Annotated in this window: 21 protein-coding genes and 3 tRNA genes; 10 read left to right on the forward strand and 14 right to left on the reverse strand. The window is 58.8% G+C overall.

The features are described from left to right. The 3 genes from AC2A6O_RS11400 to AC2A6O_RS11410 all read right to left on the reverse strand — a co-directional run. Window positions 1-118: GTP-binding protein (locus AC2A6O_RS11400; protein ID WP_498927975.1), on the reverse strand; the 118-nt coding region annotated here is incomplete at its 3' end. 170 nt (window positions 119-288) lie between these two features. Further along, window positions 289-362 (reverse strand) — tRNA-Gly (locus AC2A6O_RS11405). 22 nt (window positions 363-384) lie between these two features. Then, a tRNA-Tyr gene (locus AC2A6O_RS11410) sits at window positions 385-469 on the reverse strand. A gap of 453 nt (window positions 470-922) precedes the next feature. On the opposite strand from AC2A6O_RS11410, the gene AC2A6O_RS11415 reads away from it, so the two are divergent. From AC2A6O_RS11415 to AC2A6O_RS11430, 4 genes are all read left to right on the forward strand, one after another. Then, complete coding sequence (locus AC2A6O_RS11415; protein WP_498927107.1) at window positions 923-1,390, forward strand: MarR family winged helix-turn-helix transcriptional regulator; 468 nt, start codon at window positions 923-925, stop codon at window positions 1,388-1,390. Between the two features lie 22 nt (window positions 1,391-1,412). Beyond that, the gene (locus AC2A6O_RS11420) at window positions 1,413-1,916 is read left to right on the forward strand and encodes a PaaI family thioesterase (protein WP_498927109.1); all 504 of its coding nucleotides are present in this window, start codon (window positions 1,413-1,415) and stop codon (window positions 1,914-1,916) included. Between the two features lie 154 nt (window positions 1,917-2,070). Then, entirely contained in the window at window positions 2,071-2,355 is a 285-nt protein-coding gene (locus tag AC2A6O_RS11425; RefSeq protein ID WP_498927111.1) for a hypothetical protein, read from the forward strand. A 105-nt stretch (window positions 2,356-2,460) separates the two neighbouring features. Next, entirely contained in the window at window positions 2,461-3,276 is an 816-nt protein-coding gene (locus AC2A6O_RS11430) for a TrmH family RNA methyltransferase (RefSeq protein WP_498927113.1), read from the forward strand. Window positions 3,277-3,554: 278 nt separating this feature from the next. Here AC2A6O_RS11430 and AC2A6O_RS11435 read toward each other — a convergent pair whose 3' ends face one another. Beyond that, window positions 3,555-3,872 (reverse strand): hypothetical protein, encoded by a 318-nt coding sequence (locus AC2A6O_RS11435; RefSeq protein WP_498927115.1) that lies wholly within the window; start codon window positions 3,870-3,872, stop codon window positions 3,555-3,557. Here AC2A6O_RS11435 and AC2A6O_RS11440 point away from each other — a divergent pair. Then, window positions 3,846-3,921: transfer RNA gene (locus AC2A6O_RS11440), tRNA-Thr, on the forward strand. The genes AC2A6O_RS11435 and AC2A6O_RS11440 overlap by 27 nt on opposite strands. A gap of 113 nt (window positions 3,922-4,034) precedes the next feature. On the opposite strand, the gene AC2A6O_RS11445 is transcribed toward AC2A6O_RS11440, so the two are convergent. The 7 genes from AC2A6O_RS11445 to AC2A6O_RS11475 all read right to left on the reverse strand — a co-directional run bounded on the left by AC2A6O_RS11445 (window position 4,035) and on the right by AC2A6O_RS11475 (window position 10,251). Further along, window positions 4,035-4,523: a hypothetical protein gene (locus AC2A6O_RS11445; protein WP_498927117.1), complete on the reverse strand. Its 489-nt coding sequence runs from the start codon at window positions 4,521-4,523 to the stop codon at window positions 4,035-4,037. Between the two features lie 105 nt (window positions 4,524-4,628). Then, window positions 4,629-4,898, reverse strand: a complete 270-nt coding sequence (locus AC2A6O_RS11450) for a hypothetical protein (RefSeq protein WP_498927119.1) — start codon at window positions 4,896-4,898, stop codon at window positions 4,629-4,631. A gap of 63 nt (window positions 4,899-4,961) precedes the next feature. After that, window positions 4,962-5,267 carry a cytochrome o ubiquinol oxidase subunit IV gene (gene cyoD / locus AC2A6O_RS11455; RefSeq protein WP_148586587.1) on the reverse strand — a complete coding sequence of 102 codons (306 nt, stop codon included), beginning with the start codon at window positions 5,265-5,267 and terminating at the stop codon, window positions 4,962-4,964. A 9-nt stretch (window positions 5,268-5,276) separates the two neighbouring features. Then, a complete protein-coding gene (gene cyoC, locus AC2A6O_RS11460) occupies window positions 5,277-5,870 on the reverse strand; it encodes a cytochrome o ubiquinol oxidase subunit III (protein WP_498927121.1) in 594 nt (197 codons plus the stop codon). Window positions 5,871-5,881: 11 nt separating this feature from the next. Continuing rightward, complete coding sequence (cyoB, locus tag AC2A6O_RS11465; protein WP_498927123.1) at window positions 5,882-7,921, reverse strand: cytochrome o ubiquinol oxidase subunit I; 2,040 nt, start codon at window positions 7,919-7,921, stop codon at window positions 5,882-5,884. After that, entirely contained in the window at window positions 7,921-8,772 is an 852-nt protein-coding gene (cyoA, locus tag AC2A6O_RS11470; protein WP_498927125.1) for a ubiquinol oxidase subunit II, read from the reverse strand. Before cyoA ends, cyoB begins: the two co-directional genes overlap by 1 nt. A 237-nt stretch (window positions 8,773-9,009) precedes the next feature. Then, window positions 9,010-10,251, reverse strand: coding sequence for a Zn-dependent hydrolase (locus AC2A6O_RS11475; RefSeq protein ID WP_498927127.1), 1,242 nt, complete (start codon window positions 10,249-10,251; stop codon window positions 9,010-9,012). Between the two features lie 146 nt (window positions 10,252-10,397). Between AC2A6O_RS11475 and AC2A6O_RS11480 the strand changes: the two genes are divergently transcribed. The 5 genes from AC2A6O_RS11480 (at window position 10,398) to AC2A6O_RS11500 (ending at window position 16,956) form a co-directional block, all read left to right on the forward strand. Next, window positions 10,398-11,957 carry an ABC transporter substrate-binding protein gene (locus AC2A6O_RS11480; RefSeq protein ID WP_498927129.1) on the forward strand — a complete coding sequence of 520 codons (1,560 nt, stop codon included), beginning with the start codon at window positions 10,398-10,400 and terminating at the stop codon, window positions 11,955-11,957. A gap of 281 nt (window positions 11,958-12,238) precedes the next feature. Then, entirely contained in the window at window positions 12,239-13,183 is a 945-nt protein-coding gene (locus AC2A6O_RS11485; protein ID WP_498927131.1) for an ABC transporter permease, read from the forward strand. Beyond that, a complete protein-coding gene (locus AC2A6O_RS11490; RefSeq protein WP_498927133.1) occupies window positions 13,183-15,120 on the forward strand; it encodes a dipeptide/oligopeptide/nickel ABC transporter permease/ATP-binding protein in 1,938 nt (645 codons plus the stop codon). Before AC2A6O_RS11485 ends, AC2A6O_RS11490 begins: the two co-directional genes overlap by 1 nt. Beyond that, on the forward strand, window positions 15,117-16,124 hold the full coding sequence (locus AC2A6O_RS11495) for an ABC transporter ATP-binding protein (RefSeq protein WP_498927135.1): 1,008 nt from the start codon (window positions 15,117-15,119) through the stop codon (window positions 16,122-16,124). The genes AC2A6O_RS11490 and AC2A6O_RS11495 overlap by 4 nt, the downstream gene beginning before the upstream one ends. Before the next feature lie 37 nt (window positions 16,125-16,161). After that, window positions 16,162-16,956: a FadR/GntR family transcriptional regulator gene (locus tag AC2A6O_RS11500; RefSeq protein ID WP_498927137.1), complete on the forward strand. Its 795-nt coding sequence runs from the start codon at window positions 16,162-16,164 to the stop codon at window positions 16,954-16,956. Here the strand turns inward: AC2A6O_RS11500 and AC2A6O_RS11505 are convergent. From AC2A6O_RS11505 to AC2A6O_RS11515, 3 genes are all read right to left on the reverse strand, one after another. Beyond that, the gene (locus AC2A6O_RS11505; protein WP_498927139.1) at window positions 16,953-18,221 is read right to left on the reverse strand and encodes an amidohydrolase family protein; all 1,269 of its coding nucleotides are present in this window, start codon (window positions 18,219-18,221) and stop codon (window positions 16,953-16,955) included. The two genes, AC2A6O_RS11500 and AC2A6O_RS11505, sit on opposite strands and share 4 nt — an antisense overlap. Window positions 18,222-18,323: 102 nt before the next feature. Continuing rightward, window positions 18,324-19,871 (reverse strand): siroheme synthase CysG, encoded by a 1,548-nt coding sequence (cysG, locus tag AC2A6O_RS11510; RefSeq protein WP_498927141.1) that lies wholly within the window; start codon window positions 19,869-19,871, stop codon window positions 18,324-18,326. After that, window positions 19,843-22,524, reverse strand: a complete 2,682-nt coding sequence (locus AC2A6O_RS11515) for a nitrate reductase (RefSeq protein WP_498927143.1) — start codon at window positions 22,522-22,524, stop codon at window positions 19,843-19,845. Before AC2A6O_RS11515 ends, cysG begins: the two co-directional genes overlap by 29 nt. Window positions 22,525-22,530: the final 6 nt, after the last annotated feature.

Genomic DNA, 22,530 nt, shown 5'->3' on the forward strand with positions numbered 1-22,530 from the left:
CGGTTTCAGCCAGCGTCATGGTGATTGCTGCGGTCAGCGTCGTCTTGCCGTGGTCAACGTGGCCAATCGTGCCAATGTTAACGTGCGGCTTGTTGCGCTCAAATTTTTCCTTCGCCATCGGCGTCGCTCTCTGTCCAATACTCGGTTCGGTCGAATTAGGTCGAGGCGGGACGCTTTCCGGCGCCATGGACAGATCCGCGAGCGACGAATTGCTTCCCGTTGAACTTCTTGTCAGGATTTCCGGGCGAAAGAGCCTTCCGTTCCGGACACTCCGATCAGCACCCATGATGGAGCGGGTGAAGGGAATCGAACCCTCGTCGTCAGCTTGGAAGGCTGCTGCTCTACCATTGAGCTACACCCGCACAACGAGAGAACCAGGAACGATGGTGGAGGAGGTTGGATTCGAACCAACGTAGGCATAGCCAACGGATTTACAGTCCGTCCCCTTTAGCCACTCGGGCACTCCTCCATCTCGTCCTGCTTCACGCCGAAGCGATCAGGATGGCTTACCGAAGAGCCCGCCCGGAAGGGGCGAGCAATCCCGTGGCGCGTGTTATGCAGATAGGGCCCCGCCCTGTCAACGCCGATTTTACAAAGAAATGAACAAAATCAGCAGGACGCGCGAAACTGATGCTTCGAACGTGAGCGATTGCCAAGGCTGACAGCTTTCCCAGATTGCCGCAGCATGGCTGTGATGTCACGGTTCCCCTGCGTTTTGCCCAAATTCCGCGATAAGCGCTCGTCTGCCTGTGGACAACTTTCATCATCGGGCAAGATCCGTCCGAGCCCTCTTTCGCAATGCCCACTGCGCCCGGCAGCTCCCTGAAAACCTGTGCGACGCACGCCATAGCTTGAGCAGATTCTCAATTTGTTGTATCTACAACAAATGTCCTCTTCGCTCCAAGATATCGATTTTCAGCATATGGGTCGAACCTGCCTCGGTCACGCAGCCCGGCGCACCGCCAATCTTCTGACCCGTCATTATAACAGGCACCTGGCAGCGCTCGGTCTGGAACTCACACAGGCACAGCTTCTGGCGGCCATCGCGGACGGATCAGCAGCTTCGGCAGCTGAGATCGCACGCTTTCTCGGAATCGACCGGTCGACACTGGCACGCAACCTCAAACCACTCGAAGCCGCCGGCCTGATAGGCCGGCAGGAAACAGGCGGTAAGAAGGTGCTTCCGGTTCTGACACCGCTCGGCGAAGCAAAGGTGATCGAAATTCACAGCACCTGGCTCAAGGCTCAAAAAGAGCTCAGCGACCTGCTGGGCCCGGACGGGGCCGATGCCGTGCGTGCGCAGATGTCCACATTGCGTAAAGCGGTCCACATTCTCGAAAGTCAGGATAAGGCATCGCCTGACACCGTCCCCTCATCTAAACCCGGCTAAACCTCCTACTCAGGACACTCTCATGAGCGACACCTCCACGCTGACCGAAAACGGCAAGTCCCACACTCCTGGCGCTTTGCCCAAAGCGGCCTTCGCCACCATGTCCGGCTTGGACATCTTCGAACGCATGATGGCAGGTGACTTGCCCGCGCCGCCGATCATGAGTCACTCCAATATAAGAATGAAGGAATTTTCCGAAGGCCGGGCGGTCTTCACCGGCCTGCCCGCACGCGAGTTCCTGAACCCGCTCGGGACTGTACATGGTGGCTGGATATCGACACTGATCGACACGGCGCTGAGCTGCGCGGTCCATACCACTCTGCAACCGGGCGAATATTACACCACCACAACACTCAACGTGAACATGGTTCGCCCGCTGCTTGAGACGAGTGGCGAAGTGATCTGCGAAGGCAGGATCGTCCACCGCGGTTCCCGTCTGGCGACCTCCGAAGGCGATCTGCGCGATGCTGCAGGCAAGCTGATCGCCCACGGCACCGTCAGCTGCATGATCCTTAAGCCTTCATGAAGTTCCCACGTCAGAAATTTCAAAATAGTACTAAGAATGACAGCAACTGTGCACCGCTTCGCCAACCTTGATGTCAGGCTGTGACGATTTCTGATATCAAACCGACGAAATTAGTTCTTCAAAGGATTACATGCGAAAAAAATTAGGAACCTTGTTGGAAAACCTTGGCGCCTGGTTGAATGTTATCGCCGCGGTCAGCTTTGTTTTGTTTGGGTTTCTCTATTTATTATTAGGCGGTGATGCGCTGGATGGCACTATTGAGGACGACAGCTACTTTGTTTGCGGTCGACACGATTGCAACGAAGTTTGGCCAATATTTTACTATCTTTCATTGTCACTAGGCGTATCCCTGTTCTCAACAGGAATTACCGGAGCTTTATTCACATTGCTCGGCCAATGTCTTTCGAAGGATAAAGAACAGCACTCAAAAGACACCTAAACAACAGAAGACAACATTTCCAGAATGAAGACCGATTGGAAAGCGTGAAAGATTGCAACTGAGCTCCCTCTTCCCCTACTTAGAATTTGCCAGTAGAGCTGCGCCATGAGTGACGACAAGAAACCTTCGCGCCCAGGCGGCAAGCCGGGCTTTCGCGGCAACAAGAAATTCGGTGGCAAACCGGCACCACGCCGTCCGGGTCTGCCGCCGGAAGGCCCTGTGCTGCTTTATGGCCTGCATACGGTGGAAGCTGCCTTTGCCAACAAGGATCGCAAACGCCTGAAGCTGTTTGCAACGGACAACGCCATTCGCCGCCTCGAAGAGCGCGGTGTGAAGATCGATGTGCCCGTTGAATCCATGATGCCGCGCGCTCTGGACCGGATGGTGACGAAGGATGCGGTTCATCAGGGCATGATTCTGGAAGCCGATCCCCTGCCCGCCTATGGCGCGGAACATCTGAAGGGTGCCCGGCTGGTGCTGGCGCTTGACCAGGTGACCGACCCGCACAATGTCGGGGCAATCCTGCGTTCCGCCGTCGCGCTGGATGCCGATGCTGTGGTGACCACAGAACGCCATGCACCGGAGGAAGGCTCCGTTCTGGCGAAATCTGCTTCCGGGGCGCTCGACATGATCAAACATGTCCGGGTGAAAAACATGGCCCGCTTCGTCGCCGAGATGAAAGAAGAGGGATTTTCCTGCATTGCCCTCGACAGCGACGGCCCGGCAAGTCTTGAAGAAACGCCGTTCGGCGACAGAACCGTTCTGGTGCTCGGCTCGGAAGGCAAAGGCGTGCGACAGGGTGTGCGCGAAGCCTGCGGCCTGACGGCCCGCCTCGACATGCCAGGCGAGATTCGCTCGCTCAATGTTTCCAATGCTGCTGTTCTGTCGCTCTATGTAGCGCGGATGAAGATGGGGCTGTAAGTCCCCCTTCCCTTTCTAGATGTCTTTCGCTTGAGGTTACCCCGCACAGCGTTCGCATGGCACTTGGCTGTCTTGCTCGCAAGCCTTGCCTCGAACCGGATCAGGCGTGTCACCAGACCAAGGCGGTTCCATCCACGCTCGCATGGTGAATCAACACACCTCTCGAAAGCCCGCTGTCTCTGCCACCGGCAACGGCAATTTGCCTGTCTGTCCCTGGTCCGCTGGCAAAATTATATGTTCAGCTCCTAAAGTGCAGCACCAGCGCTTTCCCCGAAGATTCAGAAAAGACTCAAACCTTCACGATTCTCGACCAATGCCGCCCCGACGGAGGCGAAGCGTTTGTCTTTTGCATCTCGGCTTCTGGAAAAAGCAGAATGTTTTGTGGAATCGGGCCTTCGCGGTGCCATTGCAGCAGAAGGCAAATCACGGACAAGAACCACTCTATCCACAGCGGCTACCGGGTTTTCGAAATAATTTGAGGGGTTTAGGGGATTTTCTGGAATCAGAATCGAAAAATGCAGATCAGGGCATGGACAAGCGCGCCCAATCTGGTAGAAGCCTTTCCCGGCGCCGGTATAGCTCAGCTGGTAGAGCACGTGATTTGTAATCTCGGGGTCGCGGGTTCGAATCCTGCTGCCGGCACCATTTTTCCTCCCACGGCTCATTCTTGTCACATGGCTTTCTCTAGCCACAAGCTTGCCGTTTGCTTCAGGCAAACCACGCATGTTTTGCAGCGCGCAACTTCACTTGGCCTCAGATTATTTAAACTGAGGGCCTGTTTTGCGGTCTGCACCAGGCAACGTTTGATCCATTTTTAGATATGGCTCCAGCAAGGCGCGCATGTTCTCACTCGCTTCTGCGATGAACGTGACTGCATCAAACATCTCCTGCGCAACGTCTCTACCTCTTGGGTTTCCTTGGTCATAGAAATCGCTCGCCAGCTTCGACTGTATGGCCGCAGATTTCAGCTGCTTGATATACTCAGCGACCTCTTGTCCGAACAAAAAGTGTGCGGTGTCCTTCGCCTCCTGAAGCAAAATGATCACTTCGTAATTCTTGGCACGCCCTTCAGCCAAAAAAATCATGGCGGCCTTCTCGACGGTGGTTAGAACACCTAATCGCTTCTCGAAAAGATCCAACATCAGCTTCTGCCTAGCCGTCTCCCATTGCCGCCACGCTATGATTGCGACGGCAATGGCAATGCAAGGTGTTGCCACGATTGAAAGGATTTGAAGCAAGGCCATCACGGTCAATTCTCAGCACGGTATCAGCGTCAGAGCACCAACTTAACGGCCGCAGTGACTGCGTCTCAAGAAGCTATTCATCATCAATACAAGGCTGGACAGCGCACGTCATTCCACATCGCCGATGTATTTTGCCTGGTCGATAAGCTCCTGGCATTTGGCCTCATTGCCCGCCTGCCGTTCCTTGTTTGCTTCTTCGAGCAGTGCGCGCATCTTCTCGGCAACGGTGATGTCGATACCCTCGCGCTCGGAGTGGACAACTGCGTTTTCGACCTTGTCGATGTCGGCCTGGCAGTCAGCCGATGCGTTAGACGAGCCCGTCAGCAGGAGCCCGGCGGCAAGAAAGCTTCCAGCCAATAAGGAGCGATTGCCTGTCATGTCAGTCTCCTTCCAGTCTGATGGGGGCCGACAGCCCTAGGCTGGCGGCTACACCTTTGACATTCACTGCATCCGGTGATGGAGGTCCATCATGATCCAGAGGCTGCCGCCCACCATGATGAAGATGAGAACTGCAGCAAAGACCAGGAAAAACAGGTTTTCAACCGGGGTCGATTTCAAATCGATATGCAGGAAAAACACCAGATGCACGATCACCTGCAGCACCGCAGCAACGGCGATGACCGCGTAAACCGCAGGGCCGACAAGCAGTCCACCCCAGACAAGAGCGAAGGGAATGGCGGTCAACAGGACAGCAAGAACAAAACCGGTCAGATAAGTAGACTGGCTGCGATCAGCGGAATGGTTCATGAGTGCCCCCTATAGAACGCCCGGCAGATAGACCACCGAAAAGATTCCGATCCAGACGATGTCGAGAAAATGCCAGAAGAGCCCGAGCCGCGTAAGCCGGGAGCGCACCGGCGCCGTCAATCCCTTGGTCAGCACCTGAGCGATCATCACCACGATGCCGAGTGAGCCAAGGGCAACATGCAGGCCGTGGGTTCCGACCAGCGTAAAGAAGGCGGACAGAAAGCCGCTGACCTCCGGTCCGGCACCCTTGTCTATCATGCCCGAAAATTCGCTCAGCTCCATCCCCAGAAAGGCAAGACCGAGCAGCAAGGTGACGACAAGCCATTGGACCACACGGCCCTTCTGATCGTGCATCAGGGCAATGCTCGCCATCCCGAAGGTCAGGCTAGAGACGAGCAGCAAACCGGTTTCAACCGAAGTCCTGCCCAGATCGAAAAGCTCCTTCGAGGTCGGCCCCGCGGCGGAGTTCTTTGCAAGGACCGCATAGGAGGCAAACAGCAGTGCGAAGATGACTGCGTCGGTCATCAGATAGATCCAGAAACCGAACTCCCGCGAATGAAGGGCGTGCTTCTGTTCTTCTTCCAGAATGGTTGCAGCAGACATTGGCCTCTCCCCTAAACCGTTCCGGTCAACGGTGCGCCGGAGGCAACACCGCGTGGCACAAAATCGCGCATGTCATGCATGTCGGCCGGAGAAATCTCCGCCAGTCGCTCGCGCTCGATCCGCGCAACCTCTGCAGCGGGCAGTACGAAATCGCTGTTGTCATCCGAAGCGCGGATGGCGACACACACGAGAGAGAGCACGAAGCACAGGGCCACCAGCCACCAGATATGCCAGACGAACGCAAAGCCGAGACCGAAGGCCAGCGCGCCAAGCACCAGGCCGACCCAGGTGTTTTTCGGCATGACGATGTCTTCGTAATGCTGCGGTGTCTGATAGGCCTGCCCCAGGATCTTCATGTCGTGGAAGGCGTCGATGTCGGTCACCTCTGGCAGAACCGCGAAATTATAGGCTGCCGGCGGGGACGACGTGGCCCACTCCAGGGTACGTCCATTCCACGGGTCACCCGTAATATCCCGGGCGGACCCCCATGTCTTGGCCGACACATAAAGCTGGATGGCAATGCAGGCGATGCCGCAAAGGACAAACAAGGCCCCAATCCCCGCGACAATCAGATAAGGCTGCCAGCTCGGATCGGCATAATGCTCCATCCGCCGGCTCATGCCTTTGAATCCGAGCACATAGAGCGGCATGAACGCGAGATAGAAACCGATGATCCAGCACCAGAAGGACCTGATGCCCCACTTGGTATCGAGCTTGAAGCCCAGAGCTTTCGGGAACCAGTAGTTCAGCCCGGCAAAATAGCCGAACAAGGCCCCGGGGATCAGCATGTTGTGAAAATGCGCCACCAGGAAGGTGGAATTGTGCATCAGGTAATCGGCCGGCGGTATCGCCAGAAGAACCCCGGTCACACCGCCGATGACGAAGGTCACCATGAAGCCGATCGTGTAGACCATGGACGGGTGAAACTCGATCCGGCCCTTGTACATGGTGAACAGCCAGTCGAAGATCTTAACGCCTGTCGGCACCGCAATGATCATGGTCGCAATACCGAAGATCGCGTTGACGTCGGCCGACGACCCCATCGTGAAGAAGTGGTGCAGCCAGACCGTGAAGGACAGGAGTGCGATACAGGCGGTCGCATAGACCAGCGATGTGTAACCGAACAGCCGCTTGCGCGAGAATGTGGCCACCACTTCGGAAAAGATGCCGAAGGCCGGCAGGACAAGGATGTAAACCTCCGGATGGCCCCAGATCCACAGCAGGTTGGCAAACATCATCATGTTGCCGCCATCGCCGTTGGTGAAGAAATGGAACCCAAGCGTCCGGTCGAGCGTCAACTGCCCTGCGACCACCGTCAATGCCGGAAAGGCAAAGGCAATCAGGATGGAAGCGCACAGGCTCGTCCACGTGAACATCGGCATGCGCATGAAGGTCATGCCCGGACAGCGGTTCTTCACGATTGTGACGATGAAGTTGATGCCTGAAAGCGTACTGCCCACCCCACTGGTGATCAGTGCCCACAACCAGTAATCGACCCCGACACCCGGGCTGTACTCAACACCGGAATAAGGCGGATACCCGGTCCAGCCAGCTTGAGAGAACTTGCCGACCACAAGCGATATCAGCACCAGTCCCGCGCCGGCCGCCGTCATCCAAAGACTGACGGAATTAAGGAACGGAAAGGCCACATCCCGCGCGCCGATCTGTTGCGGCACGATGATGTTGATCAGCCCGGTCAGGAACGGCATGGCCACGAAAAAGATCATGATGGTGCCGTGGGAGGAAAAGATCTGCTCGAAATGTTCCGGCGGCAGATAGCCTTCGGTATTCAGCGAGAAAGCCTGTTGCGCCCGCATCATCAAGGCATCCACAAAGCCGCGCACCAGCATCACCAACGCCAGCACCACGTACATGATGCCGATTTTCTTGTGGTCGACGCTGGTCAGCCAGTCAGTCCAGAGCACTTTCCAGGCCCGTAGCCACGTGATCAGCAGGAAGACGGCAATCCCGCCCCCGACGGTGACTGCCGCCCCGCCCATGGCCACCCAGGAATAGAACGGCAGGGCCTCGATAGTCAGACGTCCAAGCATCAGGCAGCCCCCCGGCAGATAAGTTCGGCGGCCTTGCTTTCGTAAGGGCCGACAATCGGCGCGTATTTGCGCAGGATGATTGAAAAGAGATCCGTCTCGAAAGACGAATAGTATCGCACCGGATCGGCAACGCTCTTTTTGTGCAGGTCCACGTAGGCCTTGGCATCCAGGACATCTGCGGCGCCTGCCACCTTTTCTTTCCAGGTGGCGAAATCCGCTTCATTCATGGCATATGCCTTGAAATGCTGGTCGGAAAATCCGTCACCGGAATACATGGTATTGCGGCCGGTGAAAGTGCCCGGACCATCGGCAAGCAGGTTCATTTCGGATCTCATGCCCGCCATGGCGTAGATCTGGCCGCCGAGAGCGGGAATCATGAGCGAATTCATGACAGTGTCGGAGGTGATCTCGATGGTCAGCGGCCGGTCTGCGGGAAACGCGAGTTCATTGACGCTTGCCGTTCCGAGTTCCGGATAGAGGAACAGCCATTTCCAGTCGAGCGCCACCGCCTGCACCTTGAAGGCCGGCTTGTCGGACGTCAGAGGCTTGTACGGATCGAGCTCATGGGTTGCGTCCCAGACGATGGTCCCGATGACCACCACAATCGCAGCGGGAACCAGCCAGACAACGGCCTCGATGCCCCAGGAGCCATCCCAATCAGGTGCATAATCGGCTGTGTTCCGAGTGCGCTTGCGGTACCGCCAGGCAAACAGGAACGTCAGGAGGATAGCGGGTATCGCCACGATCATCATGATGCCGAATGCCGTGAAAAGCAGATCCCGCTCCGCCAGTGCAACAGGCCCCTTGGGGAAGAGCACCGGTGCATCGGACAGCGCACATCCTTGCAACATCGGAAGACTGCATATCAGTCCGGCCGTCGCGGCGAACCTGAAGGCAGCACGGACCTTTTGTCCGGCAATCCGAGCTCCCATGGCACCCCCTTAGCGAATGGACGGGATCGTCTGTTTCCACGACTTTCAGCGGCCTGCCACCGCGAACGATACGCTTTACATTTGAAAAGCCTAGCCGAGCCCGCGTGGCAATGAAAGGGCGAAAGTCGCAGATGCCGGCAGGCACCCGCGAACGGCTCAGCCGGACAGGTCGATCAAGGCCTGCAACATGAGGTTGGCCCCCTTCTCGATATCGGACCACTCGCTGTGCTCTTCCGGGGCATGACTGATGCCGGCCCGGCTGGGAACGAAAATAAGTCCGGAAGGGCAGAATGACTGCATTGTCTGGGCATCGTGCCCGGCCCCCGACGGCATGCGCCGCGCTGGCAGACCGTCCCGCTCGGCAAGGCTGACCAGCGTGCCTGCAAGATCCGCATCAAGAGCGACCGGTGACAACCAGCTGCGCTCGCTCTTGCGCAAGGTCAGACGATGCCGGTTGGCGACGATATCGGCACTTTCCAGGAACCGCGATTTCAGACCAACCATAATCTCTTCGGAAGTATCCCGCAGAATCACCGAAAAGACCGCACGGCCCGGTATGGTGTGCGGATGGTTCGGGGAAAGTTCGACATGGCCGATGGTAAACCGGGTCTGGTCGGTTCCATGCATGTGAATGAGATCCGGAATCGTTCCGGCAAGCTCTGAAAGACCGGCAAAGGCATCAGACCGCAAATGCATGGGCGTGGTGCCCGAATGATTGGCTATGCCGGTGAGCTCCAGCTCCATGTAGCAGACACCGGAAACTTCCTCGGCAATCCCGATCGGCAAACCCTCGTCTTCCAGGACGGGGCCCTGCTCGATGTGAAGTTCCAGAAAGGCCTTTATCGATCCGGCCGGCCGCGCGGCTTTCAGGATATCCATCGGCTCGAGGCCAAGACCGGTCATCGCATCGCGCAGCTGGATACCGTCGGCATCGACGGCCTGTTCGATCCACGCCGGCGTAATGGCGCCAGCAATGGCCTGAGAGCCCAGCATGCCGCCGAAACGCCCCTCCTCTTCGGACGTGGCCGCAACTTCAATCGCCGTTTGGGGCGTGATGCCGGCATACTTCATCGCACGCACGCATTCCAGTGCCACGCAGGCACCGAGTGAGCCGTCGAAGGCGCCCCCATTGACCACGGTGTCGAGATGCGAACCGGCCATGACACAGGGTCCGGTTTCAGGTCCATACCGCCCGAACAGATTGAGCGCTCCGTCTCGCCAGACCTGCAACCCGTCGGCCTTCATCTGGGTTTCGAACCACTCCCTGCACTCCAGGTCGACACCGGAGAAACCCGGCCGCGTATAACCACCTGTTTCGGGAACAAAGCCGAAGCGATTCACTCCGTTGAGAAGCGTTTTCAGGCGCTCTGGATCGATACGGATGTCATGCTGCGGCATTCTTGTTTTCCTCTATTTATCAGCACTTAAGCGCTTGTTTATTGTCGAAGGTACAACCCTCGACCGAAAATAAATATGAAATAATTATTGCAGCATTGCAATTTATCATGATTAATTATTCTTCAGAAACAACGAGGGGAATGGTCATGAAAAAATTCCTAGCCGCGGCATTTGCCTCGGCCTTCCTCGCCTTTGCACCCCAGGTGCAGGCGCAAACTCCACCGAATATTCTGGTCGTCGGTCAGATCGCGGAACCCAAGTCACTCGACCCGCATGCTGTCACGGCGGTCAACGACTTCCGCATCCTGATGAACCTCTATGACGGACTTGTCCGCTACAAGGACGGCACGCTGGAAGTCGAGCCTTCCCTGGCCGAAAGCTGGACAATTTCGGACGATGGCAAGAGCTACACTTTCAAGCTGCGTGAAGGCATCAAGTTTCACGACGGCTCGCCGTTTAACGCCGAAGCCGTGAAGTTCAACTTCGATCGCATGTTGAACGAGGACAGCCCCTATCACGACACGGGCCCCTTCCCGCTGGCGTTCTTCTTCTCCACGGTTGAACAAGTCGTTGTCGATGATGAGTACACCGTCACCTTCAACCTCAGCGCCCCTTATGCGCCGTTCCTGTCGAACCTTGCCTATCCGACGGGGTTGATCGTCTCGCCCGAAGCCGTCAAGCAATACGGCAAGGATTTCGGTCGTCACCCCTCCGGTACGGGCGCCTACAAGTTTGCAGAGTGGGAAGCCAACTCCAAGGTGGTTGCCGTGCGCAACGAGGACTATTGGGATGGTGCGCCTGAGCTGGAAGCCGTGATCTTCCGTCCCATCACCGACGCCAACACCCGCATCGCCGAAATGCTGTCCGGCGGACTGGATGTGATGGTTGAGGTGCCGCCCGACAGCCTTCAGCAGTTCAAGGACGATGCGACCTTCAAGGTGCTGGAACAGGCCGGTCCTCACGTCTGGTTCCTGATCCTGAACTCCCGCGAAGCACCGTTTGATGTCAAGGCTGCGCGTCAGGCCGCCAACTATGCCATCAACAAGAAGGCGCTGGTAGAAAACATCCTTCAAGGCACTGCAGACGTTGCCGCTGGCCCGACACCACCGGCGTTCGCCTGGGCCTACAACGAAAGCCTGGAGCCCTATCCGTATGATCCGGAAAAGGCCAAGGAACTTTTGAAGGAAGCAGAATACAACGGCGAAGAGATCACCTTCTACGTCACCGAAGGCGGTTCCGGCATGCTCGATCCGATTGCAATGGGCACGGCCATCCAGGCTGATCTTCAGGCCGTCGGCATGAAGGTGAAGATCGAAACCTACGAATGGAACACCTTCCTCGGCAAGGTGAACCCGGGCCTTCAGGGCAAGGCTGCCATGGCGGAAATGGCCTGGATGACAAACGATCCGGACACGCTGCCGTTCCTGGCCCTGCGCACCGACGCCATGCCGGAACAGGGTGGCTTCAACTCCGGCTATTATTCCAATGCCAAGGTGGATGAACTCCTGGAGAAAGCCCGTGAGGAAACCGATCAGGCTGAACGCGCCAAGCTCTACAAGGAAATGCAGGACATCGTCCACGACGACGCGCCCTGGGTCTTTGTCGCCAACTGGAAACAGAATGCCGTCACCAAGGCATCGGTCGAAGACTTCAAACTGCAGCCGTCCTTCTTCCTGATGCTTCAGAAGGTGAAGAAACCTCTGTAAGACGAAGCCTTTCCCGGCGGACCATGAAACGGTCTGCCGGGATTTTCGTATCCGGTCCGGCATGCAGCAAGTGTCGGAGAAAACGGAAAAATGCACCCGAGGCAACAACATTGCCTCATCCTGAGGAAGCGCAAAGCGCTGTCTCGAAGGATGGGCCGCTTGCTCCGGCGTGTGCCGCCCATCCTTCGAGACGCGCACAAATGCGCTCCTCAGGATGAGGTCGCGGTAGCGGTAGAGGCTTCAGGAAACGGCCGACCGCACTCAGAAAGAGGGAGAGACCATTGGCTGCCTATATCGCCAAACGTCTGCTGGCTGCCATCCCCGTCCTGTTCGGATTGACGATCATCGTCTTTCTGATCATGGCCATGATCCCCGGCGATCCGGCCACGGCCATTCTGGGCTCCTATGCGACGCCGGAAAACGTTGCCAAGCTCAACCGCGATCTGGGCCTCGACAAGACGTTGTTCGAACAATACGTCATCTGGATCGGCAATCTGTTTCATGGCGATCTCGGCCGGTCATACACGCTCAACCGCCCGGTGCTGGATGAAGTGATGGAGCGTTTTTCGGCAACGCTCATCCTTGCCGGCACATCACTGGTCCTGTGCTCGATCTTCGGCCTTCTCGCCGGCATCGTTTCCGCTGTCCGCCAATACGGCTGGGCAGACAAGATCATCACGCTGTTGGTACTTATCGGCATTTCCACGCCCTCCTTCTGGCTCGGCCTGCTGCTGATCCTGGTGTTTGCCGTCAAGCTGCGCCTGTTCCCCGCGTCCGGCATGTACGCCATCTATGGTGGCGGTGACCTTGCGGACCTGATCCATCACCTCACCCTGCCCGCGCTGACACTTTCAGTCGTCGCAACCGGCGTCATCGCCCGTCTGACACGAACCGCCATGCTGGAAGTTCTCAGACAGGACTATATCCGCACGGCCCGCGCCAAAGGCCTGTCGGAACGCAAGGTCATCTACAAGCACGCCTTCAAGTCCGCTCTGGTCGGCGTGGTGCCGGTCATCGGCATCCAGGCGGGCTTTGTCATCGGCGGCGCGGTCTATATCGAAACCGTGTTCCAGTGGCCCGGCATCGGCTCCATGCTGGTGACCGCGATTTCCACCCGTGACCTGTTGCTGGTTCAGGGCGGCGTTCTGGTAGTGGCCGCGGCCTATGTGTTTTTCAATCTGCTCGCGGACGTGGTGCAGACCATTCTGGATCCGAGGTTGCGCTGATGACTGACACGACCATGAGCGCTCCTTCGAAAACGAAGTCCAAATCCTCGCGCCCGGGGACACTCGCGCTCCTCCTCAACAACACGCTGGCAACCAGCGGTCTTGTCGTCCTGGTGCTGATCTGCCTCATCGCGCTGGCTGCACCGATCCTGCCGCTGGCGGACCCGGATGTCACAGCCCCGGCTGACCGCCTTTTGCCGATCTTTGCCGAAGGTCACCTGCTTGGCACCGATCATCTGGGACGGGATATTCTCTCACGGCTTATCTGGGGCACGCGCGTGTCCCTCGCCGTCGGATTGTCGGCAACAATCATCGCTGCCTTCTTCGGCTCGCTCCTGGGGCTCGTTGCCGGGTACGCGGGCGGCCGAACCGATACGCTGATCATGCGCGGCATCGATATGGTGATGGCATTTCCCTATATCCTGCTGGCACTGGCCATCGTCGCGGTCCTTGGCCCGGGCCTGCTCAACGCGCTTTACGCCATTGCTCTCGTCAACATTCCGTTCTTCGCCCGGAACATCCGTGGCATCACGCTAGGTCTGTCCCGGCGGGAGTTCGTTGATGCGGCAAGGCTGTCCGGCAAATCGCCGGTGCAGATCCTGTTTCTGGAAATTCTGCCCAACGTGCTGCCGGTCATCGTCATCACCATGTCGACAACAGTGGGCTGGATGATCCTGGAAACCGCCGGTCTCTCCTTCCTCGGCCTCGGTGCTCAGCCGCCCCAGGCCGACCTCGGCTCCATGCTGGGCGAAGGCCGCAAGATCCTTTTCACAGCCCCACATGTGTCGATCATCCCCGGCCTCATGATTTTCGCACTGGTCATGAGCATCAACCTCTTCGGCGATGGCGTGCGCGATATTCTCGACCCGCGCCTGCGCGCCGGGTCGCTGACACGGCCGGTCTCGCGCACGGCCGTTCACAGGAAGACCGACGATATTCCCGCCCCTTCCCAAAAGGGCGGCGTACTCGATGTCCGGCAAATGCGCACAGAATTCGAGATCGGCAGTTCCGTCTACAAGGCAGTCGGCGGGGTCGATCTGAACCTGAAAGAGGGCGAATGCCTGGGGATCGTCGGTGAATCCGGTTCCGGAAAATCGGTCACCGCCATGTCGATCATGGGTCTCGTGCCGACCCCTCCCGGCCGGATTGCCGGAGGGGCTGCCTATCTCGACGGAGAGGATCTCTTTGCCGCAAGTAACCGGCGCATCCGGGATTTGCGAGGCGGATCGGTCGCCTATGTCTTCCAGGACCCTTTGTCGACGCTTCACCCGCTTTTCACCGTTGGCGACCAGCTGACTGAAGCCATCACGACACATCAGCCGATGTCCGGTTCAAAGGCGCGCGAGAAGGCAATCGAATTGCTGTCGCTCGTCCGCATTCCAAACGCAAAGGAACGGCTGTCCGCCTACCCGCATGAACTCTCCGGCGGCATGCGGCAGCGGGTCTGTATCGCCATGGCGCTGGCCAATGACGCCAAGGTGCTGATTGCCGACGAACCGACCACTGCGCTTGATGTAACAGTACAGTCGCAGATCCTGACTCTGATGAACGGTCTGCGCCGGGAGCGCAACGCCGCGATCCTGTTCATCACGCACGATTTCGGTGTCGTCTCGGCTCTGTGTGACCGGGTCGCCGTCATGTACGCGGGACGGATCGTCGAAACGGGAACGACGGAAGAAGTACTGGCCAATCCGCGCCATCCTTACACCGCCAAACTGATCGAGTGCGTACCGGTTCTGGGCGAACCCGAGCGGCGTCTGGATGCAATCGAAGGCCGTCCGCCCGTCGTCAACAATCTGCCGGAAGGCTGTGCCTTTGCAGCCCGGTGTCCGCACGCACAGGCTGCCTGCCGCGCTGGAGAAATTGACCTTGAAATGTCATCGGACACTCGAGGTGTCCGGTGTCTCTTTCCGTTGAACTCCGGAGCGGCCGCATGAACCAGATCAGCCAGAAGCCGATGGACAGCGAAGCTCTTTTGACCATCCGGGATGTCGAACGCATATTCGGCGGTGGCCGGAAGCTCTTTGGTGGACAGCTGCCAGCCGTCCATGCGGTCCAGGGCCTCAGCCTCGACGTGAAGAAAGGCGAAACCCTTGGGGTTGTCGGCGAATCCGGCTGCGGCAAGTCCACCCTTGCTCGTCTGGTCGTCGGTCTCGACCTGCCAACCTCCGGCTCGATCACTTTCAACGGCGAGGATCTGGCCGCGCTGGCACGGAAGGACCGCAATGCGCTGGCCCGCAAGGTTCAATATGTCTTTCAGGACCCGGTTGCCTCGCTCAACCCGCGCAAGACAATCCGCACCATCCTGGAAGCACCGCTCAAGCACCTGACCGACCTGAAGGCAGACCGCCGCGAAGCGCGTCTTGCCGAACTGCTGCAGGCGGTCAATCTTGCACCGGAGTTCCTGGAGCGCTATCCGCATGAATTCTCCGGCGGCCAGGCACAACGGATCGGCATCGCCCGTGCGCTTGCGGCGGGACCGGAACTGATCGTGCTCGACGAGCCGGTGTCCGCCCTGGATGTGTCCGTGCAGGCCCAGGTTTTGAACCTTTTGGACAAGTTGAAGGACGACTTCGGCCTCACCTACATCTTCATCAGCCACGATCTCTCGGTGGTGGAAAGCGTCAGCGACCGGGTGGCAGTGATGTACTTCGGCCGGATGGCCGAGCTTGGCCCTGCCAAAGAGATCTTTCGCCATCCGCTCCACCCCTATACGGATCTCCTGATGCGCTCCGCACCTGCACCAGGGCGGCACGATCTGATGTCCGAGGATGCCTCGGCCGAACTGCCGGATCCCTACAATCCGCCCAAAGGCTGCGCCTTTGCCGCCCGCTGCGGCCATCGAACCGAGACTTGCATTGCCGGCAAACCGTCACCGGATGAGGCCAAGGCCGGGAACAACCACATTGCAGCTTGCTATCACCCCCTCGGGAAGGCATAGGCATCCCGAAAAACAAGGCATGGTAGACTGACCAGCTATGAGAATTCCCGAAGGAGCGACAGATCCGAAGACACGGAAACGCCTGCGGCGACCCGATATGGTTGCCCAGCAGATCCGTGAACAGATCGTCGAGGCTGGAATGCGGCCCGGTGACCGGGTCCCTGCCGACTGGCTCCTGCCGGAAACGGTAAAGGTGTCCCGGGGGTCTTTGCGCGAAGCGCTGAAGGTTCTGGAATTCCAGGGCCTTATCTCAACCCGCAGCGGACCGGGTGGCGGTGTCTTCGTCGCCTCCGTTGAACCGGGCGAAGCCATTCGCATGCTGGACAACCTGTTCCTGTTCGACCAGCCGTCGATTGCCGATATCTACACGCTCAGAAAGCACCTCGAACCGGAGCTTGCGGCCTCGGTTGCCGGAACGCTGACCGACGAAGCCTTCCAGGCGTTGCAGGGCTGCATCCGGCTTTACGAGGACGAGCCCAAAACCGCTGAAGAAGAATACAACCAGCGGCTGGCGGAACTCGATTTTCACGAAGAGCTGGCACGCCACTGCAGAAACCCGATTCTAGCTTTCACCTGTTCGTTCCTGCTCAGTCTCCTGCGCGACATGACGGTCTGCCGCTCAATCTACAAGGAACCAAATCCCGCCCTTCGCGAAACCGGCCTGCACTATCAGGTCAAGTTGCTGCGGGCGATGAAATCGGGCGACGGCGAGCTCTGCCGGATGATCATGCGCGGCCATATGATCGAAGCGGAAAAATACATGCAGGAGCGTGCTGAATTGCGCACGCGCGGCAGCAGTACGGCGAAAGCCGCCACGACCAACGGCAGCTAGGGATCCCGAACCGCTTCCAGTTGCTCCGAACTGTCCAGCGACCCGGAGGCCTGCAGCAACTTCGCCGGCGCTTGTTCGAACGTGAACTTGCCGTTCTTCATGCCCCAGACCGGACGAATGATCTCCGAAACGACCTGATTGCCACTCAAGGCCGGCAAAGCGACAAAGGTGGCCTCTGCCCCCACCTCTATCCTGCGCGCCTTGTTGATCAGCCGCCGCGGTGCGGCGGTCACCATGTCGAAACAGGTTTCCAGATCTTCCGCTGACCCGAGTTGGTGGACATTGGCGTATAGATTGGCCATGCGCGGCAACGAGCAATCGCCATAAGGCGTAAACGGATTGAGCACGTTGTTTGTTGCGACAGTGCAGCAGACCCCATGTTCGTGAAAAATATGCGCCGGTGCGACCCCGCGCGGCACCAGGCTTTCAGCGTCACGTCCCATCAGAAACAGATCCGTCGACGGCAGCACGGTAAGCGCGATTTCGGCTTTCTTCAGAATGTGAACCGCTTCCAGAAGATCCTTCCGGCAAAGGGCCGACAACTTGGTGACGTGGCCGATGGCAACCCTGCCCCGCCAGCCGAAGGCCTCTGTCTGACGCGCGATTTCATCGAGATGGCGCCAGGAGGGGTCGAGATCGAAATCCAGATGAAAATCGAGATCGACATCGTGCCGCCGGGCCATTTCAAACAGGCAGGCGATCTGACCGTTGGGATCGCTGTCCGTATAGGGACAACCTCCCAGCAAGTCAGCGCCCTCGGCAAGCGCCTGCTCCAGCAGCTCGGCAGTGCCCGGATTGTTGAGAAGCCCTTCTTGCGGAAACACGCAAATCTGCAGGTCCAGCGCCCAGGCGAAATCCTGCTTCAGCCGCTGAATGGCATGAAACCCCTTCAGGCCGATCCCCGGATCTATCTCCACATGTGTGCGGATGGCATTGGTGCCCTGGACAATGGCCTTTTCCAGAACCTTCCGGCCCCGATCGTAGACATCATCTTCCGAAAACCCCTTTTTTGCCTCGGCAACAGAGGAAATCGCTCCTTCCAGCGTGCCGGTCTCGTTCCGGCACCGGTCGAGAATGCAGGCCTTGTCGAGGTGAAGATGGCTTTCGACAAAACCGGGCACCAGCAGAACGCTTTTGCCATCCACCTCTTCCGAGGCCTGCGGAAGGGCCACGCCGATCGCCGAAATCGTTCCGCTCTCTATCGCAACATCGACAGCCGTTTTGCCGCCGTCGATGAGTACATTCCGGATCACAAGCCCGCTCAAACCTTCGCCTCCGTGGGAGAGCCCTGCGCAGTTCCGGCACCGAGACAGGTCGCCGTCACTCGCAGGCCGGAGGACTGCTCCGCTGCCAGTCGCTTGAACAAATCAAATGGCAGCAGTTTTGCCAAGTCTCAGAGTGCCCGGATTTTCAGCACGTATTGTTTCCAACGCCGCCGCAAAGTGCTGGTGGAGTTCAGATCCTTCCATCTGCCCAGTCTGACGGTTCGCCGCCTGGAAAACCTCCCCAACTCCAATCAGCATCGGCCCCTCCAGCCCCAACGACGTGACACCGCTTTCAAGTTCGCTGAGAGACCCTGACCAGCGTTGTTCATCGTTGCGGGATATCCCCGAAACGGCAACGACGGGTGTGGTGGCCGAAAGACCTTCGGCAACCAGCCGATCCCTGATCCTACCGGCCGTTCTGGCCCCCATATAGAAGACGGTGGTTGTTGAGGTATCGGTCAGCCCGTGCCAGTCAACCGTTTCCGGCAACTCGCCGTGGCGGGAATGGCCGGTGACGAACCGAACCGACTGGGCGTGATCACGATGCGTCAGCGAAATGCCCAGGCGTGCCGCCATCGCGGAAGCTGCCGTGATCCCAGGTACGACGGTTGCGGGAATGCCTTCCGCCGCAAGCCTGTCGAGTTCCTCGCCGCCCCGGCCGAAGATCATCGGGTCTCCGCACTTGAGCCGCACCACATGTTTGCCCTGTTGGGCGAGCGACACCATCATGTCGTTGATGTCTTCCTGGCGGCAGCTTTCCCGCCCGCCCCGCTTGCCGACAAGCATCCGTTTGGCTTCGCGGCGGGCCAACTCCAGAACCGCATCATCCACCAGATCGTCAAAGAGAATGACATCGGCCGATTGCAGCGCCCGCACCGCCTTCAGTGTCAGATATTCGGCATCGCCCGGCCCGGCACCGACCAGGGTGACTTTGCCAGCCGCAGATGATCTTGCGTCATCCAGAAGCGCTTCTGCGAGATCTTCTTCCTCGACAGGTGCGCACTTCCCGGAAAAGGCAAGATCGGAGATCCGCTCCCAGAAGCGGCGCCGCTGCGCCCCTGCCTCCAGCAGCGACAGCGTCTTCTCGCGCAGCCTGCTTGCCAGTTGCGCCCATCCTTGCAGACTTTCCGGCAGCAGGGTTTCAATACGCCGGCGGATCGCCTGCCCAAGGATCGGCGCAACGCCATTGGTCGAGATGCCAATGACGACGGGCGACCGGTTGACGATGGAGCCGAATTGAAAGTCGCAAAAGGCCGGTTTGTCGATGACGTTTACCGGAAGCCCCTTTCCGCGAGCCGCACAGGCAAATGCCTGCGCCTCCCCTTCGCTGACAGCATCTGCGACGGCCAGAACAGCGCCTTCAAAACTGTCGACCGACCAGCACCTCGCATGATGGACAAACCGGCCCTTGGTCGTTTCGCAGGCAATAACCCCTTCGAACGCGGTTTCCAGGTCCTCGGCATAAACGTGAACTTCAGCACCGGCAGCCGCCAGCAACTCCGCTTTCCAGGCGGCCGCATCGGAACCGCCCGCAAGCACCACTTTTCGGCCCTCCAGCGGGAAGAACAATGGCAGACTTGCAAGAGCTCCAACGCGCGCCGGGCGCCTACGGCTCTTGACCTCAGCTGGCTTTCGCAATGTTGGCGTCATCGAGGCTTTCCTTTGCAATATCATCCAGTAGCGTCTGGATTTCGGAGCGGCACGAGCCGCAATTCGTGCCGGCTTTCAGCGTTTCCCCAATCGCGTTGACACTTTCCGCGCCGCAGCGCGCGGCTTCGGCGATCTGATTGCAGCCGACCTGGAAACAGGAACAGACGAGCGCGCCCGGGTCGGGCCTGTCCGCAGGCACACGTCCGGCAAGAACGCTGGCACGATCTCTCGGCGCCAGGGCGTCTTCGCTCAGCAGACTGCACGCCCACTGGCGGGAAACTTCTACCGGAGATGCGGAGAAATAGAAGACTGTCTGCAGGTGGTCCTCTTTCCATTGAGCTTGCCGGAACCAGCCACCGGCAACGTCGGAAATCTCGACAGTTTCGCAGTCTGCCAGACCAAGCGACGTTGCAAGTTCGGCAAAATCGGCTTCGTTGCGCCCCGCGCATTCCAGTCTGTACCCTCCCGGTACAGGCGCCAGAGCCCAGTAGTCTGACGCAATTTTTGCCGGCCGTTGGCGCAAGACGGCAAAACCAAACCAGGCCATCGGAGCCTTTGTGACCGCCACCGGAGTGAATTTCGACCCCGGCTGACCCGAGTGCGGATCGGTAACCGGGGCAACCACTGCGTCGACCCTTGCATTGGACGCAAGCTGATCAGTCCAGTGCATCGGCACGAACACTTGCCCCTCACCGCCCCTGTCCGTAATCAGCGCCCTCACCAGCACCGATCCGTGAGGGCTTTGCACTTTGACGAGATCTGCCGGCGCGATCTTGAGGCGTTCGGCATCCAGCGGGTGAATTTCGGCAAAAGGCTCTGCGAAATGGGCGGTCAGGCGCGGCGTTTTGCCGGTCCGTGTCATCGTATGCCACTGGTCGCGGATCCGGCCCGTGTTCAGCACGAAAGGATACCGCCGTTCGGTCTGACGAGGTGCCTTGAAAACCACAGGGACAAACTGTCCCTGACCGGTTTCCGTATAGAAACCACCCTCGGCGAAGAACCTCGTTTCGGCAGCTTGCGTGTCAGCACGCTGCGGCCACTGGAAAGGCTCCAGAGCATCGAACCCGGCATCCGCCACATCCTCATAGGCGCCGATATCGAAATCCCGGCTGCCCTCGTTGCGATATCCGGAGAGCCCTGCATGTTCACGAAAAATTGCTGCGGGGCCCGGATATGAAAATGCCTCGGCGTAGCCCATGCGCGATCCGACTTCGCTCAACTGCCACCAGTCGGGACGGACGTCTCCTGGAAGATCCAGAAAGGCACGCTGTCTTGAGATCCGGCGCTCGGAATTGGTGACCGTGCCATCCTTTTCGCCCCAGGCAGCAGCCGGCAGCAGGACGTTCGCATAAGGCACCGTGTCAGCCGCCCGCGTCACCTCTGAAACGACCACGAAGGGACATGCTTTCAGCGCTTCCGCCACGCCGTCGGCGTCCGGCAGACTGTCCACCGGACTGGTCGCCATGATCCAGAGAGCCTTGATCCTGCCATCGCGTACGGCATTGAAAAGCTCGACCGTCTTCAACCCGGGCTTGTCAGCGATTGCCGGGCTTTTCCAGAAGTCCTGAACGATCCGCCGGTGCTCGGCGTTTTCCAGAACCATGTGGCTTGCCAGCATGTTGGCCAGCCCGCCAACTTCCCGCCCGCCCATGGCATTCGGCTGTCCCGTGACCGAGAACGGACCCATGCCCGGTTTCCCGATCCGGCCGGTCGCCAGATGCGTGTTGACGATGGCATTGACCTTGTCTGTGCCGACAACCGATTGATTGACCCCCTGACTGTAGACGGTGACCGTCTTTTCCGTGCGGGCAACCATCTCGTAAAACAGCGCGATGTCCTGGCGCTTCAGCCCGGTCGTCTCGGCAATCTGGCCGATTTCACACGGTCCCGCGGCCCTAACTGCGGCCGCAAAACCTTCCGTGAACCGTTTGACGTAACCATCATTAACGAGATCCGCCTCCGCCAGAAAGGACAGCAAGCCATTGAACAGGGCAACGTCCGTATCGGGCTTCAATTGCAAATGAAGATCCGCGATGGCGCAGGTCGCTGTCTTGCGGGGATCGATAACGACGACACGCATGGCAGGGTTCGCTGCCTTGGCCGCTTCAAGGCGCTGAAACAGCACCGGATGGCACCACGCCAGATTGGAACCGACCAGAACGACAAGATCCGCCAATTCCAGGTCTTCATAGGTGCCCGGAACCGTGTCCGCTCCGAACGCCCTGCGGTGACCGGCAACGGAAGACGCCATGCAAAGGCGGGAGTTTGTGTCGATGTTCGCCGAGCCGATGAAGCCTTTCATCAGCTTGTTTGCAACGTAATAGTCCTCCGTCAGGATCTGCCCGGACACATAGAACGCAACGCTTTCTGGACCATGAGCAAGAACAGCTTCCTGAAAGGTGCGCGCGACAAGATCGAGCGCGTCATTCCAGGTGGCGCGCTTGCCGGAAATTTCCGGATAGAGCAGCCTGTCTTCAAGCGACAGCGTTTCGCCGAGCGCGGAGCCCTTGGAACACAGCCGGCCGTAGTTCGATGGGTGGTCGGGGTCACCTGCAACGCTCACAGTCTCATCCGGGTGCCGGGTGGCGAGGACGCCGCAGCCGACACCGCAATAGGGACAGGTGGTCCGGGTCGTTTTGTTGTTGTTGGTCATTCCATC

This window comes from Labrenzia sp. ATLA3 (assembly GCF_057180185.1).

Excerpts from the sequence above, each read along its gene's own strand:
- AC2A6O_RS11415 (WP_498927107.1), top strand. The coding sequence starts at position 923 with ATGGGTCGAACCTGCCTCGGTCACGCAGCCCGGCGCACCGCCAATCTT.
- AC2A6O_RS11420 (WP_498927109.1), top strand. The coding sequence starts at position 1,413 with ATGAGCGACACCTCCACGCTGACCGAAAACGGCAAGTCCCACACTCCT.
- AC2A6O_RS11430 (WP_498927113.1), top strand. The coding sequence starts at position 2,461 with ATGAGTGACGACAAGAAACCTTCGCGCCCAGGCGGCAAGCCGGGCTTT.
- AC2A6O_RS11450 (WP_498927119.1), bottom strand. The coding sequence starts at position 4,898 with ATGACAGGCAATCGCTCCTTATTGGCTGGAAGCTTTCTTGCCGCCGGG.
- cyoD (WP_148586587.1), bottom strand. The coding sequence starts at position 5,267 with ATGAACCATTCCGCTGATCGCAGCCAGTCTACTTATCTGACCGGTTTT.
- cyoC (WP_498927121.1), bottom strand. The coding sequence starts at position 5,870 with ATGTCTGCTGCAACCATTCTGGAAGAAGAACAGAAGCACGCCCTTCAT.
- cyoB (WP_498927123.1), bottom strand. The coding sequence starts at position 7,921 with ATGCTTGGACGTCTGACTATCGAGGCCCTGCCGTTCTATTCCTGGGTG.
- cyoA (WP_498927125.1), bottom strand. The coding sequence starts at position 8,772 with ATGTTGCAAGGATGTGCGCTGTCCGATGCACCGGTGCTCTTCCCCAAG.
- AC2A6O_RS11475 (WP_498927127.1), bottom strand. The coding sequence starts at position 10,251 with ATGCCGCAGCATGACATCCGTATCGATCCAGAGCGCCTGAAAACGCTT.
- AC2A6O_RS11480 (WP_498927129.1), top strand. The coding sequence starts at position 10,398 with ATGAAAAAATTCCTAGCCGCGGCATTTGCCTCGGCCTTCCTCGCCTTT.
- AC2A6O_RS11490 (WP_498927133.1), top strand. The coding sequence starts at position 13,183 with ATGACTGACACGACCATGAGCGCTCCTTCGAAAACGAAGTCCAAATCC.
- AC2A6O_RS11495 (WP_498927135.1), top strand. The coding sequence starts at position 15,117 with ATGAACCAGATCAGCCAGAAGCCGATGGACAGCGAAGCTCTTTTGACC.
- AC2A6O_RS11500 (WP_498927137.1), top strand. The coding sequence starts at position 16,162 with ATGAGAATTCCCGAAGGAGCGACAGATCCGAAGACACGGAAACGCCTG.
- cysG (WP_498927141.1), bottom strand. The coding sequence starts at position 19,871 with ATGACGCCAACATTGCGAAAGCCAGCTGAGGTCAAGAGCCGTAGGCGC.
- AC2A6O_RS11515 (WP_498927143.1), bottom strand. The coding sequence starts at position 22,524 with ATGACCAACAACAACAAAACGACCCGGACCACCTGTCCCTATTGCGGT.